We start from the raw sequence: 16482 nt of genomic DNA, 5'->3' as shown, positions 1-16482 counted from the left end.
TGAGGAGGAGGTTGGACACATGGCCATCGGCGGGTGCCACAATCGTGGTGCTCGCGAGCGCAAAGCGCGCCTTTTCCAGCCCCGCCTGGGCGGCGCGGAAATTGGGATTGGTGTCATCGAGCGCCCCGGCCGAGGTCGTCGCGCGCTGCAGCTCGGCTCGGGCGGCGGCGACATTGAGCTCTGCCGTCTGGAAATTGCCTTCGGCCTGGGTCTTTTGGGCGTCGGTCACGAGGCCACGATCATACATCTGCCGGGTGCGCTCGACGGCATCGCGCGCCGTGCCGAGGGCCACTTCGGCCTGGCTGAGTTTTGCCTCGGTCGCGGGAATGGCGGCGCTGGCCGAGGAGATATTGGTGGAGGTGAGATCGAGCTGGGCTTCGGCCTGCGCCACATCCATCCGGAAGGTCGTGGGGTCGATGCGGAAGAGCGGGTCGCCGGCCTTGACGCTCGAATTGTCCGAAACCAGCACTTCTTCGACGGGCCCGGCAACGCGCGCCGCGATCTGGGTGACGTTGCCCATGACCGAACCGCCCGAGGCGAAGGGCGCATTATGATCGGAGAGCGGATACCAGGCGACGGCCGCGCCAAGCGCAACGAAGAGGCCGAGCCCGACAATTCGCGCCTTCTTGCGGCTGCGCGAGGGCTTTGCGGCCGGTTCTGCGGGCTCGATGGCGGCGGGCTGCGTCTCCACGGGCACGGGGGCGATCACCACGGGCCGCGATTCCGCGCCATCCTTGGCAGCGGCCTGAATGTCATCTTCGGTCATTGGAGAAAGCTGGGCCATTTTGCTATTTGTCATTGTCATCTTGGTCCCGACCTAACGCCTTGAAAGTTACTTTGCAAGAAAGTATCTTTCTTAAATAGTAAAATTCTTTTGAAGGAATGCGCTGTGCACGAGGATATCGACGTTCTGATCCGCGACCTCAGCAACGAAATGAGCCGGGGCTACCGGGCTTTTTCGGCTGCGGCGGGGCTCAACCTGTCTGATCTGATGGCCATTTCCTTCATTCGCGAGCAGGCGGGCCAGGCGACCCCGACGGCCCTCGGCAAGCACCTGGGCATGACCTCAGGCGCAACGGCGATTTTGATCAATCGGCTCGAGAAGGAAAACTTCGTGCTACGCGAGCGTCATCCCAGTGACCGACGCGGAACTCTCCTCAAAGCCGGCCCGGCGGCCGAGGACGAGAACGTTCTGCCGTTGACGCGCAGCGCTCAGCGTCTGCGCGAAGCTGTGTTGGTCAACTATTCGGCCGCCGATCTCGACGTTATCGCTCGGTTTCTGGCCGATATCGTCGCCGCGCTGCGGGATCGCAATACCCGGCTGGAAGCTGAACTGGCGGAAAAGACGACAAAGCCTGCCTGATCGAGAGGGCGACGGCTTTCGGCCGCAGTCAGGTATCGCCGATCTTTTCCGTTGGGACCCCGAATGTGTACCCCACGGATCGCTCGGTGAGGATGAAGCGGGGCTGGGCTGGATTGATCTCGATTTTCCGGCGCAGTCTGAGAACCAGCACGTCGACCGTCCGATCAGTCACGCTGTCATTGTCTCGCCGGGTCAGATCCAGCAATTGGTCGCGGCTCAGAACCCGTCCGTGAGCCCCGAGCAGGGCCGCCAGCAGGTCGAATTCGGCGACGCTGAGGGCCGTCTCGTTGCCGTTGGGGCCGGCGAGGCGCCTTCGGTCGAGATCGAGCACCCAGCCTTCGAAACGGAAGCCGCGGCGAGGAGCGGCTGGCGTACTAGCGGCGGGAGCGCTGCGTCGCAGGACGGCACGAATGCGAGCCGCGACTTCGCGTATGCTGAACGGCTTGACGATATAGTCATCAGCGCCGACCTCGAGACCGACAACACGGTCGATCTCCGAACCCCGGCCGGTCAGGATGATGATCGGCATTCCGTAGCTCGCGCGCATGCGGGCCGCTATCGAAAGCCCCTCGCCATCCGCCAGTTTGAGGTCAAGCAGCAGCATCGCCATGCGCTGTTGCGCCAATGCCTGGTCGAGTTCGGTTGCCCCGGCGCAGAGATGAGGAACGTAGCCTTCTTCTGTCAGCATATCGGCAAGGATGGCCGCGACATCGGGATCATCCTCGACGACGGCAATGTGCAGTGGGCCGTTCTCGGGGCGAGTAATCATGGCTGCCCGGTCCACGGTGTAAATTCATCCATGGTGTCGTGCGTCACCAGCTCTACCGGGATCAGAATGGGTTCCGATGACACCGGCTTGCCAGCCAGGCTCTCGAAGGCGAGAGAAACGGCGCGTCGAGCCATAGCCCTGGGGTCCTGCGAGACGCTGGCAACAAGCCGGCTACCCGGCTGCTGCATGGCGTAGAGCGCGGCGGGCGAGGCATCGACCGAGACAATGAAAAATTCATCCCGTCCTGCTTGCCGGGCGGCCTCGTTGGCCCCCAGCGCGGTAGGGTCGTTCATCGAGAAGACGGCGTCGATATGGGGAAGCGTTGCGAGCAGTGCCGACATATAGGTGAGCCCACCGAGCATGCTGCCGCCCGAATCCCCCTGGTCCGAGAGTAGATTGATGCCGCTATGACGGGCGAGGGCGGCGTTGCAGCCATTGACCCGCTCCATGACCGCGGAAACGGGCGGGCCATTGAGGATGACGACATCGCCTTTGCCGCCAAGGCGCTCGGCGAGGTATTCGCATGCCACTTCGCCCGCACTTGAATTGTCGGATGTGACCGTTATTTGGGCGCCGGCAGCCCTGACGTCGAGAGCAACGACAAGCACGCCGGCGGTCTTCGCCAGCTCGATGACCGGGCCAATTTTCTCCGAGTCAACGGCGTTCAGAACCAGGAGGTCATACCCATCTGCGGCGACGGCTTCTATCTGCGCGATCTGGCGAGCCAGGTCATAGCCGCTCGACATCACGGAGACGCTGGCGGACGGGTCTTCGGCGGCGACCGCTTCGGCCACTTCGCGCGAAATGTGCGCGAAGAACGGATTGGAAAGATCGGAGATGATGACGGCCACTTTTTTCGTGGCCGGCGTTTCGGCAAGGGCGGTAACAGGCAGATGGCAGCCGGCAAGCAGAACCAGCATGGTTCCATATAGCGGCGCCAATCCGGCGCGAGGCCGCTTGTCGGTTTGAGGCAGGCTCCTCCCGAGAACCATGTTTTCCTCCATTTGACCATTGAGCCTAGTGGGCGCGGCGACAATTTCAAGTCTTCGTTGAAGAGGGGCTATCAACGAAGCAATCGCCGCCGCGCCTTATATTGACCGGCATCTCGGGAGGCCTATGAGTGCCGGTCAATATTGGAGCATGTTCGGCGCTCAGTTGGCAGGAACGCTGGCCCAGCCGACATAGTCACCGATGTTGTCACGGGTCACGAGCTTGGAATCCATCAACTCCAGGGGCTGGGCCGGCTTGGTGCCGTTGAGGATTTCGACCCCGAGTTCGACTGCGCGGGCGGCCATCTTGTAGGGGTTTTGCGAGGCCGATGCTTCGATCATGGGGGAGTCGGGGTCCTTGAGCGCCGCTTCGATGTCGGGTGCCCCGTCCACCGAGGTGATGATCAGTCCGTTGCGGCCCTGCTGTTTGGCGGCGAGGTCGGCGCCGATGGCCTGCGGGTCGTTGATCGCGAAAACGGCATTGATGTCGCTGAAGCGTGTCAGGTGGCTCTGCATGACATTCAGCCCGCCTTCACGTGACCCCTTGCCATCCTGGTCATCGGAGAGAACCTTGATGCCCGGTGCTGCCGCAAAGGCCTTTTCGCAACCGGTGACGCGGTCGATGACCGCAGACACCTGCGGACCGTTCTGGATGATGACGTTGCCTTCACCGTTCAGCTTGTCGACGATGTACTGGCAGGCGATTTCGCCGGCCTGAACGTTATTCGTGGTAACGACAGCATCGGCGCCTTCGGCGAAGGTGTCGACCGCGACGACCACGACGCCAGCGTCTTGTGCGCGCTTGATTGCCGGGCCGATAGCCTTGGGATCGGCGGGATTGAGCAGGATGAGGTCGACGCCGGCCGAGATGAAGTTGTCGATCTGGCTGAATTGCTTGGCCATATCGTAGTCATAGCCAAAAGCCATGACCTCGACATTGGGATTGGTCTTTTTGGCTTCCGCCTCGGCGCCCTTGGCCAGAGCAACGAAGAACGGGTTGCTCATGGTCCCAAGCGAAATGCCGATCTTGTTGAGATCCTTGGCGGACGCGGGGGCTGCAATGGCCAAGGCGATGGCCGACGCGATAAGCAGCTTCTTCATGGTTAGTTCCTCCCTGGTCTTTTGATCGTGGCCGGGCGGGTGACCAGAATGCCTCACCCGGCCAAACTGTGAATTCAGGTACGGGCGGAGCCGCGCTGACGAAGCCGATCGAGCGCTACGGCGCCGATGATGACGAGGCCCTTGATGACGTATTGCCAGATGTCGGAGACACCGATCAGCACAAGGCCGTTGGAGAGCGCGGCGATGATCAGGGCGCCGATGAGCGTGCCCCAGATCGAGCCAATACCGCCGACGAAGGACGTGCCGCCCAGGATCACTGCGGCGATTGCATCGAGTTCGTAGGCCTGGCCCAGCTGCAGACCGTTGGCCGCATAGAGGCGGGTCGAGAGCATCACCGCACCGAGACCGGCAAAGAGACCCGAAATCCCGTAGACGCTGAGATAGATGCGCGGAACCTTGATACCGGACAGGCGCGCGGCAGCTTCATTGCCGCCGACCGAGTAGATGTGCGTCCCAAAAACCGTGCGCTTCAGCACGAACCAGGAAATCACGATGACAAGGAGGGCGATCACGGCCAGCCATGGCAGGGAGAAAACGCCCGGAATGATGGGTAGAGCGCCGTTGCCGATGAAGGCATAGGGGATTTGCGGATTGAAGATGGTCGTATCGTTGCCCAGGAGCCGGGCGATGCCGCGCACTGCCGTCAGCGAGCCCAGGGTGACGATGAAGGGCGGCAGCTTGAGAGCGGAGATCAGCAGGCCATTGAGGATACCAAAGCCCAATCCGACGGCGAGAGCGGCAAAGATCCAGAGATAGGACAGCTCCGGCACATTCGAGACGATCAGCCCGGCCATGGCCGCAGCGGCAAGAATGGACCCAACCGAGAGATCGATACCTCCGGTGAGAATGACAAACGTCATCCCGGCAGCCAGGACCGTATTCACCGAGGCCTGCTGCATCACGATGCTCAGGTTCTGTCCGGTGAGAAAGCGACCGCCGGAAAGAAAGTGGAAACCCGCGACCAGCAGCAGCAGCACCGGCAACATGCCGGCGGCGCTCATCATGGCGCGCAGCTTGCGTTTGCGGGCCTCGAGGGAGCCGGGGGCTTCTAGTCCTACTGGATTGGAAGAAACGTTGCTCATTGAAAACCTCCCATTTCGGGTCGGTCGACCGAGTGACGATCGCGCCCGCGTTCGTTTTGGTGTGAAGTCAGGCGACCGAGGGCAGAGCCACGTCGGTTGCAAAGGCCATGATGTTCTCCTGGGTCGGCTCGATGCCGGTATTGCCACCGACCTCACCGGCAATGGTGCCCTCGCGCATCACCAGGATACGATCGGAGATGCCGATCACTTCCGAGAGTTCCGAAGAGATGACGAGGATGGCGACCCCGCTCAGCGCCAAGGAGTCGATGATCTTGTAAATCTCGGACTTGGCGCCAATGTCGACACCTCGTGTCGGTTCATCGAGGATCAGAACCTTGGGTTGAATTTGCAGCCAGCGTGACAGCAGGACCTTTTGCTGGTTGCCGCCCGATAGGCCGCCAACGGGGAAAGATTCCGAAGGCACCCTGACCGACAGGGACTGGATCGCCTCGATTGCACGGGAGCGGGCCTTGTCCAGATCCAGAACCACGCCCCAGCGCGCGTCGGGCCGCAAGACGCTGGTGTTGATATTGTCCTGGCACGACATGTCGAGAAACAGCCCGTTGCCGCGCCGGTCTTCCGTGAGGTAGGCGACGCGCGCGTCGATGGATTGCTGCGGTGAGGTTGGGGCGAAGGGCTTGCCCTCGAGCGTCATGGTTCCCGATTTGCGCGGACGCGCGCCATAGATGGCCTGGGCAAGTTCGGAACGGCCCGCCCCGATCAGACCGGAGAGCCCCACCACCTCACCAGCCCGCAGAGTCAGGGAGCAATCCTTGAGAAAGCTGCTGTCGGAAAGATTGCGCACGTCGAGAACGACAGGGGCGGAGGATTTGTCGCCACGGTCGGACTTCGTATAGAGCGAAGAGAGTTCGCGTCCCACCATCATCCGTACGATGGCGTCAGGGCTGAGCTGTTCCCGGTCCAGCGTGCCGACATAGGTGCCGTCGCGCAACACAGAGACCCGGTCCGCCAGCTCGTAGACCTCGTTCATGCGGTGGGAGATGTAGACGATCGCCATGCCGTCGTCCCGCAGCTGCCGGATCATCGAAAAGAGCCCGTCGGTCTCACGTGACGACAGTGCGGTCGTTGGCTCGTCCATAACCAGAATGCGGGAATTGGCATGGAGCGCTCTGGCGATTTCCACCAGTTGCTGATTGGCGATGGTCAGTGTGCCGACCGTGGTTTCAGCCGTAAAACTTGCTCCAAGGCGGTGTAGGATCGGCTCGACGCTTTTCGACATTGCTGCGCGATCGATGATCCCGCTGCGGTTGATTTCGCGGCCGAGATACATGTTCTGGGCAACTGTCAGGTTCGGAGCCAGTGCCAGCTCCTGATAGATGATCGAGACCCCCGCCTGGCGCGAGGAAATGGGGTCGTGAATATCGGCGACCAAGCCATCGATCAGAATTTCAGCGCCCGGATCGGGCTGGTAGGCGCCCGAAAGGGCTTTCATCAAGGTGGATTTGCCGGCGCCGTTTTCGCCCATGAGAGCGTGAACTTCGCCTGGATAGAGCGTGAGCTGCACATTGGAGAGCGCCTTCACGCTCCCGAATGTCTTCGAGACATTGCGCATCTCCAGTATTGGCTTTGCCATGGCTGCTTCCTCCCAGAACCGCTAGCGGCGTCAGGAAACAAAACCGATCCATGTGAATGCAGGATTTTCTGAATCGCGCTCGAAATGAAATCGAGCGTTCATGATTGTAATATTTGTAACAGACGGCCTTTCAGCCTGTCGCTGATCCCCGCTGGTGCAAGGAGGCGCGCAGGGCGCGGGCCAGCGCGTCCATGGCATAGGGCTTTTCAATCAGGCTCGCCTCGGGCGGCAATACAACACGGCGGTCGGCGCCGTCGCGGGCATAACCCGAGGTGAAGAGCACCGGCAGACCTGGCCGGATGGCCTCTGCGTAGTCGGCTACATCGAGGCCCGTCATGCCCTGGGGCAGGATCAGGTCGGTGAACACCAAGTCGAAAGCGTTGCCGGTAAGAGCCGCTTTTGCCTGCTCCACATCAGGAACGGCGACCACTTCATAGCCGAGCCGGCTCACCATGTCCGTGGCCGTGGCCCGCATGATCGGGTCGTCCTCGACAATAAGCACGCGTTCACCCGAACCGCTGATGGACAACAGTTTTTCCTGGAGACGCGCTGATATGGGCGTAGCCATGGTGATGCAGGGCAGGGAGAGGATGACGAGGGTGCCTCGACCGGGCTGGCTCTCGATGGCGATGTCGCCGCCGGACTGCTTGATGAAGCCATAGACCATGCTGAGCCCGAGCCCGGTGCCACGTCCCTTCTCCTTGGTGGTGAAGAAAGGCTCGTAGATGCGGGCCAGAACGGCCTCGCTCATGCCCTCGCCGGCGTCGCGGACCGACAGCCGGATATTGCGCGCCTCTTCGCTGCCCTCGGTCCATGTCCGGATCTGGATGATCCCGCCCCCCTGCATGGCGTCGCGGCTGTTGAACACCAGGTTGAGAATGGCGTTTTCCAGCTGAACCGGGTCCACGAAGGTTTCGGGCAAATTCGGATCGAGCTCGATTTTGACTTCGATTCCCGCGCCGAGCCCGTATTCGACGAGGTCGAGCAGGCCCGTTATCAGGGCATTGATATCGGTCATCCTGGGCTGCAACGTTTGCTGGCGGGCAAAGGCCAGCAAGCGCTGCGTCACCGCCGCGGCACGCTCGGTGGCGTCGAGCGCGCGCACCAGCCGGCCGGCAACGGTCTGATCGGCATAAAGCTCCTCGTGCAGCATCTGCAAATTGCCGCTGATGGCAGCGAGCAGGTTGTTGAAGTCGTGCGCGATGCCGCCGGTCAGCTGGCCTACTGCTTCCATGCGCTGGGCCTCGCGCAACTGCCGGTCGACGACCCGTCGCTCGGTCTGGTCGGTATATGTGGTGACAAAGCCGCCAAGAGGCATGGGCTGGCTGCGCACATCGACCACGCGACTGTCGGCGAAATGTAGCTCGAACTGCGCCGCTTCGGTTCGCCGGTTGCCAAGCATCTCGCCGGGGCTAAGCCGATGGCCATGCAGACCCAGGGCGATGCCGCCGCCGCTCGTAAAGTGCTGCACCACGTCGGCAAATGTCATGCCGGTATCCACGTCTTCGGGGTTCATACCGTAAATGGCGAGGAACTTAGGGTTCCACGCAACCAGGTACCCGGCGTCATCGAAGACACAGATGCCGTCGACCATGTTGGAAAACATCGCTTCCACCATACGGCTGTTTTCCGAAACCTGTTTGGCAAGGCTCTCGCGCTCAAGACTTGCATCCTTGAAGACGTTGAAGGCGCGCGCGAGGCCGCCAAGCTCGTCGTCCCGCGTCAAGCCAGGCACGGAGGCCGATCTGTCCCCGGCGGCCAGCCGGGTCATGGCATCGGTGACGTCCTCGAGGTTTCGGGCGAGATCGCGCATCACGTAGAATGCGGCCAATGCGGCGGCAACAATGGCCAGGGCGCCAAGCAGCGTGATGAATTCTTTGCTGCTCCCGAGCGTCCTGACCGCTTCGAGACTACGCTGCGTCACCGCGGTCGAGGTCGTTTCGACGATCGAGCTCACCTCTTCACCCAGTTGCGTGGAGAGCGTGTGAATGGTTGAGAGCAGGAAGCGGATGCGTTGCTGGGTCTCGAGGTCGCGCCGGTTCAGCTGGAAGGTTGATTGCTGCTCCCTGAGGAACTCGATTGCCCCAGTCCCCGCGCCTGTCTGCGCCTCCGGCATGTTGTAAATATCAGCCAGAAGCGCGCCGTATTGCGACTCGAGCGCAACTATCGTGTAGTCGTTCTCGCCCGCGAGCGCGACGAGAACCAGTTCTATGGCCTCTACGAAGCGATCGGCGAGCTGATGCCCGCGCTCCCCCCCTGCATTGAGGCGATCAATGAGCGCGGCGCGGCCATCGAGACCATAGCGCCGCTCGGCCAGGTCGGCGCGGATATCAAGGCTCTGCTTTGTTGTGGCGATTAGGGCGACGAGCTCTCGGGAAAGATCGCCGGCTAGGGCCTGCACCCGCTCACGCCGACCCTCATCCATGAACGCAGGGCTGGTCGGGAGCCGCTGTACGAAACTGGTGAATTCGCCAATGCGTGCAGAAAGACGGGCACTTTCGTTCTCGAGTTCGTTCATCACCCGAACGGAACTGACAAAGGGCGCGAGAGCGGCAAGGGCGGAGCTGTCGTGTGCAAGCGTCATCGCCGCCACGATGTCGGCGAGGCTCTCGTCGCTGAGCTGGTCGAGGGTAGTTTCTGTTTGGCTGAAGCCGCGAAAGGCCAGCACACCGACGGCGATGTTGAGGGCCAGTATCAGCCCGAATGCGATCAGCAGCTTGGCCTTGACAGTCCGTGCAATCCGCAATGCTTGCCGAGCTCCCCGCGCGACCATGGGAACGCCATTCAAGCCAACAACCGCAAAAGATGCAATTGGGCCTTTGCTGGCGGGCTGAACGGAGGATCTAGGAAGCGGACCCCACCATCAATGGCTTCCGGTCAATGCCCTTCTTTTGCAGCACGCCGGCATCCGGACCGAACATGGCATAGACCTGCAGCAGCGCGGCTCCCAGGGCAGAGGCCTTGCTGCCTATGGCGCCCGTGGTGATCGGTGGCGCGACAAGGCCTTCCGGCAGAACCTGGGTAAAGCGGCGAAGGGTACGCTCGACGGTGTCGGACAACAGGGCGGGCGGCAAAATGCCATCAATCACGATCGCTTCGACATCAATGACGGCGATGCAGCTCACAAGCGCCTGGGCGAGGGCATCGGCGCAGTCCTCCTGCCACTGCTCCACAAGGGGGGCAGCGGCGGCCGGCGTCGGCTCAAGGTCACGCACGCGGCGGATGTCGACGCCGTTGAAGCGGAGATGCTGGGTCAGGGTGGATACCGAGGCGCGGTGGAGAAGGACCTCAAACGGACCAGTCGGCGCGGGCACGGAATTGAGCGTTGAGGCGGCTACCGGAATGGGACCCATGGCCGCCGCATTGCCATTCGGGCCGGTCTGTAGCGTCCCGTCAAGCACGAGGCCCCCGCCGACAAAGGTGCTGAGCGAGATATGGAGAAAATCCGGAGTGGTCCTGCCGATGCCATAGACAAGTTCGGCAAGGGCCGCGGCCGAGGCGTCGTTTTCGACCATGACCGGCAGCCCCTGGGTTTCCAGGAAGCCGCTGCGGATGTCCGTCGCTTTCCAGGCATCGCGGACGGCGGGCGGGAAGCCCAGTTCATTGCTCCAGTTGCCGATAAAATAGGGGGCCGAAACGCCGATGCCGATCAGCCGGCTGCTGCGCTTCGCCCCCAGCTCGTTCCTGAAGCTGGCGATGGCAGAATTGGCGAGCGTCGCCGCCTGTCCGGGCGTTGGGTGGTCGTATTCATGCGATTGCGAGGCAACGATTTCCCCGGAGAAGTCGAGCAGGAGTGCGTCGAGCGAACGGCGCCCGATATGCAGGCCAATCGAAAATGCCCCGTCCGGCGCGAGGCCATACATGACGGAGGGTTGTCCCTTCCCGCCAAAGCGCTTGCCGTTCTCCTTGACGAGACCGGCTGCGACCAGGGCGTCGACAATGGTCGCCACCGCCGCCGGCGTCAGGTGGGCAAAGCGTGCAATTTCGGCCTTCGAGGCTGTACCGGAGCGGCGGATCGCCTGCAGCACGACCCGCTCGTTGTAGTGTCTGACCTGGACTGAATTGCTGCCCTTGTTGCCGGCCACGTTCCATTCTCCCTTTGGCCGCGCACCCCGGTGGTTGGATGCGGTGGTCTCTTACATAGCTGCGCCAGCTCCAGGCGCCGAGCATAATAGTCGTCACCCTTCCTATCGCTGCCCAGCACCGCGAATCAATTTGGTTGACGGCACTGACTTATTTATTATAGCAAATTGCTTTAATAAAATAACGACAGAAGTCGTCGGTCGAAAACAACGGCGTCCTTCTCACCAAGTCATGGTGGTGGGGCCGAAGTCGACCAGGGGCATAGGGCTGCGACGGTGAGAGCGCCGGACCCGTGCCTGAAGGGCTCAAACTAGAACTCGCATTTCCACCAGGGCAGACGAATGACGAAGACGGTGACTTTCGACAATGTAGTAAGCCTCATACGCGAGCGCGGCAGTGCCGGCCGCAGCATGACGGCGATTGTCGGCCCCCCGGGCACCGGGAAATCGACCACCAGCATCGCCATCGCAGCGGCGCTGAACCGTGATGAACCGGGCTCGGCTGTCGTGATGCAGATGGATGGCTATCACTATGACGACGGCGTGTTGCGTTCCCGCAGCCTCCTGAGCCGAAAGGGCGCGCCGGAGACATTCGATCTCGGTGGCCTCGACGCAATGTTGGCTCGCCTCAAGGCCAACAAGGAACGCGAGATCGCCGTTCCCGTCTTCGACCGTACCCTCGAGATCTCGCGGGGCAGCGCGGCGATCATCCATCGGGAGGCGCGCCACCTCATCATCGAGGGCAACTACCTGCTCTACCAGGTTGGCGACTGGCAGAACCTGCATGCCTACTTTGATACCACGATCTGGATCCACACCGCGACCGACGACCTGCGGGAGCGTCTGATCAATCGCTGGAAGGGCCTTGGGCTCACCGCCGAGGAAATCGCGGACAAGGTGGACGGCAACGACCTGCCAAACGCGGAGCTTGCACGGCGCTGCAGCGCGGAGCCGGAGTTTAGTCTTCCCAGTCAGTCCGGTGTCGCCGATGCACCAGCGACGTCCCCGGCGAGCCGGTTGTCAGGGGTTTCCACGACGAACTAGGCCAGAAAGTCTTCGTTTCTGGTGTCTAGCACTTGGTTCGCTCAAGCAATGAGCGGGAGACGATCATGGCCTCGGTGGAAAGCGATGAAGCAAAAAAGATAGGGCTCATCCTGTCCCCGCCCTGGCGCCCGCTTCTGATCGGCGTCACCATGCTCGTCGTTTGCCTGCTTGGCAGCTTGACCCGGCCGGCAGGCTTTCTGGCCCTGATCTGGCCGGCCAATGCCATGCTTTTCTGCCTCCTCGTTCGCGTCCCCGACGCGCGGCGCATTTCCGTCTGGCTCTGCGCGGTCATGGCGTATTTGGGGGCAGATATCCTCACCGGTACCAATCTCCAGAATGCCATTCTGCTTGATGCGATAAATCTGGGCGGTGTCGGCGCAGCCAGCCTCGTGTACCGTTTTCTGCCCGCCCATGCCTTCAACATGCGCGAGCCGGCATCGGTGCTATACATTGTGCTCGTTTCCACCGTGGCGGCGATCGTGGCAGGCTTGGGGGGCACAGTCGCCGGACCGGTTCTGCTCGGTATTGGCCCCCTGGACGGCTGGGTCTTCTGGTTCACGTCCGAACTCGTCAATTATATCGCCTTGCTGCCGGTCGTCCTGTCGGCGCCGCCGCTGCGCAGGTTTGCTCCAGCCTCAGGGTCGTTTGAACGGGGGCCTCGGCTAAGCAGTGCGCTGCCGGCCTTGTCCCTTCTATTGTCCTGCGCCTTTGCCATGGTTATCGGCGGGCCCGGTGCGATCGCCTTCGTCGTGCCTGCATTGCTTTGGTGCGGTTTCGCATATCCCGTATTTGTGGTGTCACTGCTCTCGCTGATGGTCAGCTACTGGTCCCAAACGGTCCTCAGCACGGCCTATCAGTACCACGGTCTGGGTGCTGTCGAAGAGCGCGCGGTGGTGTCTATGCGCCTTGCAGCATTCGTTGTGGCCCTGGCCCCAGTGACCCTGTCGATCTTGATGCGGAGCCGGGACGAACTGGTCAAGAGACTGTCGGAGGCGCGCGAGCGTGTCGAAATGGCGGTTGAGGCCGGTGGCATTGTCGCGACCTGGGACGTAGATCTGGTGGGTCGCAACATCCTCATAGAGGGGCGCGCGACCCGATCGCTGGGGCTTGGCGAGCGCGCTGCGTCCGGCATCAGTCTCGATGAACTCAATGCTTTGATACACCCCGACGACCGCCAGCGGGTCAACGACGCCCTGCGTTCCACCATAGCCACAGACACGGACTATAGCTGCCGGCACAGGATGTTGACCCCTGCCGGTGAGGTACGCTGGTACGCCGCCTTCGGAAAGCTGCTGCGGGACAAGAGCAACACAGCCTCCCATCTCGTTGGCATTTTGATGGATTTTACCGACGAAGCAGAGGCCGTGGAGGCCCTCGAGCAGAGCAATAGGCGTTTCAATATCGTGAGCGAGTCCATTCCCCAGATCGTCTGGAGCGCAGACGCCAAGGGCCGGCACGACTATTTCAATTGCCGTTGGTCCGAGTTCACAGGGCTTTCCCCGGACGAGTGCTCGCCCGATATCTGGAAAGATTTGGTCCATGTCGATGACCAGGCCCGGGTCAACGAGGTCTGGCAGGACTGCCTGGCGACGGGCAAAACCTATTCCCTGGACTACCGCTTTCGCTATCGGGACGGCAGCTATCGATGGCTCAAGGTGCTGGCCAAGCCGGTACGAAATCCTGAGGGCGTGGTCACGCGCTGGTACGGAACCTCCACAGACATCGATGACGTCAAGCGGCTAGAAGCGGAGCGTGAACTCGTCGCCCGCGAGCTGGACCATCGGATCGGAAACCTGTTTTCATTGGTCAACGGACTGGTTTCCCTGACCGCGCGCGATGCGACCGATGTGAAGGCCGCCATGCAGGATCTGCGCGGGCGGCTCAGCGCCTTGCATGACGCACACGCCCTCATCAGACGCAGCGACCAGCAAAACGAGGTTTCGTTGATGCAGTTGTTGGGACAGCTATTGGCCCCCTATCGATCTGGCGGGCAGAACATCGTCATCGTCGGCGATGATCTGGCGGTAGCGTCTTCAGCGGCGGCGTCGATAGCCCTCGTCTTTCACGAACTGGCGACCAATGCCGTCAAATACGGGGCTCTTCGGGATGGCGAGGGCCAGCTGCGGATCGTGCTTCGGCGCACGGGGCAGAGTTTTTGTGTCGACTGGCAGGAGGTCGCGCCCCGCCAGAAAATCCCGAACCAACGCAGTGGGTTCGGGTCCAGGTTGTTCAATTCCATCGTGGAAGGGCAGTTGCAGGGGCGGGCCATGCGCTCTTATTCGGGCGATGGCCTCTCCATTCATATAGAATTGCCGATCACATCGCTCCTCGCTCAGGCCGCACGGCACTAGTCTGCGCCGTGCGGGGCGGGAATCGCAACTCCCAACGCCCCGTTAGAGGCTGAGTTCGACCGAGCGGTTCGCCGCGCGGGAGAAGCCGGCAAGTGAGAGCTTCAATTCGACGGCTTCACCGGTTCCCGCATTCGCCGCGCCGATGACGAGGTCGGTGCCTGCGCGCAAAGCGCTGATCTGGCTGGCATCGAAGACCACGGGCACAAGACAGCCTGTGGCAATGCAGGTCAGGAACGGCCAGTTGGCGCCGATGTTTTTGCCGTCGACCTTGAGCACGGCCCCGTCGGCGAGACGGAGGCCAAAGGGCAGAAGCAGCATGCCTTCGGCGCGGTCAACGGCCGGGGTGGCGAGTTCGACGGAAAGAACGGGCTGGCCGCTTCGGCTGTCGGCCAGCGTTTGCGACATCACGCAGAGCTTTGCCGCGTCCTGAATGCGGCAGGAAACCGTCCAGTCGCCATGCTCTTCGTTAAGCGATTGCGCGCCACCCGGCAGGGCGGCCGGCTTGGCGTCTTGGGCGAAGGTGGGCGAGGAGAGCAGGGCGAGAGCGAGGGCGGCAGAAAGAACGACGTTACGCATTGGCAGCTTTTTCGATGGCGAGGGGTTTTCTGGCGGCGGCGCGGTCGGGCGGTCCCGGGAGCCGAAACAAGGCGTCGCCGAGGCGGTGTTGTTCCGGGCCGAATGTGGCTTCGTCCGATGGGAGGAGGACGGCGGCGTCCTCGATGCCGAGGTGGGCGAGCTGGAACGGCGTGCCATGGCCATATTCCATGTGACCGCGTCCAATGATGCCCACGATCTGGCCGGCGACGCCGTCCGCGAGCGCCTTGGCGATGTTGCACGCAAACGCGCGATCCCAGGTCTGTTGAGCGCGCACGAAGCGATCAAAGCCAGGATCGGCGGCATCGGCCGCGCGACGGTCCGGACGGCCTCCTCCGGTAATATCGAAGAGATACTGGCGGTGGGCGGTGCTGGCCGGCACCGCTGGTGTCAGCCCGTCGCGCTCGTCTTCAGGTACGGCATTCCAACCGTCCTTGCCGACCCGGGTCACCAGGGGGCGCTCGCAGTTGAGCGCCAGCATCGGCAGACGGAACTGTCGGCAGAAGTTGAAGAGCGGCAGATAGAGCTCGGGATCGAAGCGCCAGACGGTGTCCCATTCGGCCTGATCCAGAAACTCGCCGACGTTCAACTCCCCGGCAACCCAGCGATCGAGCACCGGCTGGCAACGACGGGGGAACATCTCGAAGCCGACGGCAATGTCGCTTCGCTGGGTGAGCAGGCCGGCACAGACGTGCAACTGCCAGCGATGAACATCGAAGCGGTCGTGGGTTTCCCCGAGCAGAACGACACGGTGCTCTGCGAAGCGCGCCATCACGTCTCCATGAGAAAGCGGGGTGCCGCTATTCCCGTCGATCCAGCGTCCGGCGTCGTGCTGGGTCCTCATGCTGACACCGCCTTGTCGTGACGTTGCAGGCTGAGACCGGTCGGGATGCCGTCTCTGTCCAGAGCTGCGCCATCCTGCCAGGCGGAGACGGTGTTCCCCAGCAGATGCAGGTGGAAGTCGGAGCGCATGACATTGATGAAACCCATGGCCGGTTTGACGCTTTCGATGATCCCGGTCCAGTTCTGCTCAAAGCCAGGGCGCTTGAAACCGATCGAGACCCGGTTGCCCTGCTCGAGCGCTGCCTGCAACGGCAGAGCGCCAGCATCATCGAGCCCGACATCGTCGCGCTTGGCTCGCGGCTCCTTCGGCTCTTCGGCCAGTGCTTCGCCTGGACCGAACCCAGCCAGGGCGGCATCGAACGGTTCGATCCCGGCAAAGCCGACAACGCTGAACAGCACCGTTTCGCCGCTGCGGAAGTCGATGCGGGGATAGGCCTTGTCCTGCATCACCGAGGTGCGATCGACGATGATGGAGGTGATGACCGAAGGATCGATGCGGCTATCGTGGGCGGCGCCGGCACAAACGAGCCAGCCGTCCTCCTCGGTTACGGTCTCGATCGCGCCGATGCGTTCATGCGTGGCGCCATTCTGCTTCGCTGTAATCATAAGCTCGCCCATGGAGGGCAGTTGGCGGATGACCGAAGCGGGG

The 16482-nt window shown here is 62.2% G+C and carries 14 protein-coding genes; 3 read left to right on the top strand and 11 right to left on the bottom strand.

The annotated features are described in order from the left end of the window. Positions 1-799 (bottom strand): biotin/lipoyl-binding protein (locus J0I64_RS14920; protein ID WP_291409629.1); only part of this gene is annotated, 799 nt, incomplete at its 3' end. A gap of 90 nt (positions 800-889) precedes the next feature. On the opposite strand from J0I64_RS14920, the gene J0I64_RS14915 reads away from it, so the two are divergent. Continuing rightward, on the top strand, positions 890-1363 hold the full coding sequence (locus tag J0I64_RS14915; protein WP_291409627.1) for a MarR family transcriptional regulator: 474 nt from the start codon (positions 890-892) through the stop codon (positions 1361-1363). A 28-nt stretch (positions 1364-1391) separates the two neighbouring features. On the opposite strand, the gene J0I64_RS14910 is transcribed toward J0I64_RS14915, so the two are convergent. The 7 genes from J0I64_RS14910 to J0I64_RS14880 all read right to left on the bottom strand — a co-directional run bounded on the left by J0I64_RS14910 (position 1392) and on the right by J0I64_RS14880 (position 11004). Then, positions 1392-2132: a response regulator transcription factor gene (locus J0I64_RS14910; protein WP_291409626.1), complete on the bottom strand. Its 741-nt coding sequence runs from the start codon at positions 2130-2132 to the stop codon at positions 1392-1394. Beyond that, positions 2129-3124 carry an ABC transporter substrate-binding protein gene (locus J0I64_RS14905; protein ID WP_291409624.1) on the bottom strand — a complete coding sequence of 332 codons (996 nt, stop codon included), beginning with the start codon at positions 3122-3124 and terminating at the stop codon, positions 2129-2131. Before J0I64_RS14905 ends, J0I64_RS14910 begins: the two co-directional genes overlap by 4 nt. A 159-nt stretch (positions 3125-3283) precedes the next feature. Then, positions 3284-4222, bottom strand: a complete 939-nt coding sequence (locus J0I64_RS14900) for an ABC transporter substrate-binding protein (RefSeq protein ID WP_291409622.1) — start codon at positions 4220-4222, stop codon at positions 3284-3286. 74 nt (positions 4223-4296) lie between these two features. Continuing rightward, positions 4297-5325: a ribose ABC transporter permease gene (locus tag J0I64_RS14895; protein WP_291409620.1), complete on the bottom strand. Its 1029-nt coding sequence runs from the start codon at positions 5323-5325 to the stop codon at positions 4297-4299. 67 nt (positions 5326-5392) lie between these two features. Then, the gene (locus J0I64_RS14890; RefSeq protein ID WP_291409617.1) at positions 5393-6919 is read right to left on the bottom strand and encodes a sugar ABC transporter ATP-binding protein; all 1527 of its coding nucleotides are present in this window, start codon (positions 6917-6919) and stop codon (positions 5393-5395) included. 130 nt (positions 6920-7049) lie between these two features. Next, positions 7050-9665 (bottom strand): PAS-domain containing protein, encoded by a 2616-nt coding sequence (locus tag J0I64_RS14885; RefSeq protein ID WP_291409615.1) that lies wholly within the window; start codon positions 9663-9665, stop codon positions 7050-7052. A gap of 97 nt (positions 9666-9762) precedes the next feature. After that, entirely contained in the window at positions 9763-11004 is a 1242-nt protein-coding gene (locus J0I64_RS14880; RefSeq protein ID WP_291409613.1) for an ROK family transcriptional regulator, read from the bottom strand. Positions 11005-11343: 339 nt separating this feature from the next. On the opposite strand from J0I64_RS14880, the gene J0I64_RS14875 reads away from it, so the two are divergent. Then, a complete protein-coding gene (locus tag J0I64_RS14875; RefSeq protein ID WP_291409611.1) occupies positions 11344-12045 on the top strand; it encodes a hypothetical protein in 702 nt (233 codons plus the stop codon). Between the two features lie 65 nt (positions 12046-12110). Beyond that, a complete protein-coding gene (locus J0I64_RS14870) occupies positions 12111-14396 on the top strand; it encodes a PAS domain-containing protein (RefSeq protein ID WP_291409609.1) in 2286 nt (761 codons plus the stop codon). Between the two features lie 42 nt (positions 14397-14438). Here J0I64_RS14870 and J0I64_RS14865 read toward each other — a convergent pair whose 3' ends face one another. The 3 genes from J0I64_RS14865 to J0I64_RS14855 form a co-directional block, all read right to left on the bottom strand. Next, on the bottom strand, positions 14439-14972 hold the full coding sequence (locus J0I64_RS14865; protein WP_291409607.1) for an invasion associated locus B family protein: 534 nt from the start codon (positions 14970-14972) through the stop codon (positions 14439-14441). Further along, a complete protein-coding gene (locus J0I64_RS14860; RefSeq protein ID WP_291409605.1) occupies positions 14965-15762 on the bottom strand; it encodes a ChaN family lipoprotein in 798 nt (265 codons plus the stop codon). Before J0I64_RS14860 ends, J0I64_RS14865 begins: the two co-directional genes overlap by 8 nt. Before the next feature lie 68 nt (positions 15763-15830). Continuing rightward, a partial coding sequence (locus J0I64_RS14855) for a hypothetical protein (protein WP_291409603.1) occupies positions 15831-16482 on the bottom strand: 652 nt, incomplete at its 5' end.

The organism is Devosia sp. (assembly GCF_017307565.1).
Taxonomy (GTDB): Bacteria; Pseudomonadota; Alphaproteobacteria; order Rhizobiales; family Devosiaceae; genus Devosia.
This window is presented reverse-complemented; position numbering and strand designations above follow the sequence as displayed.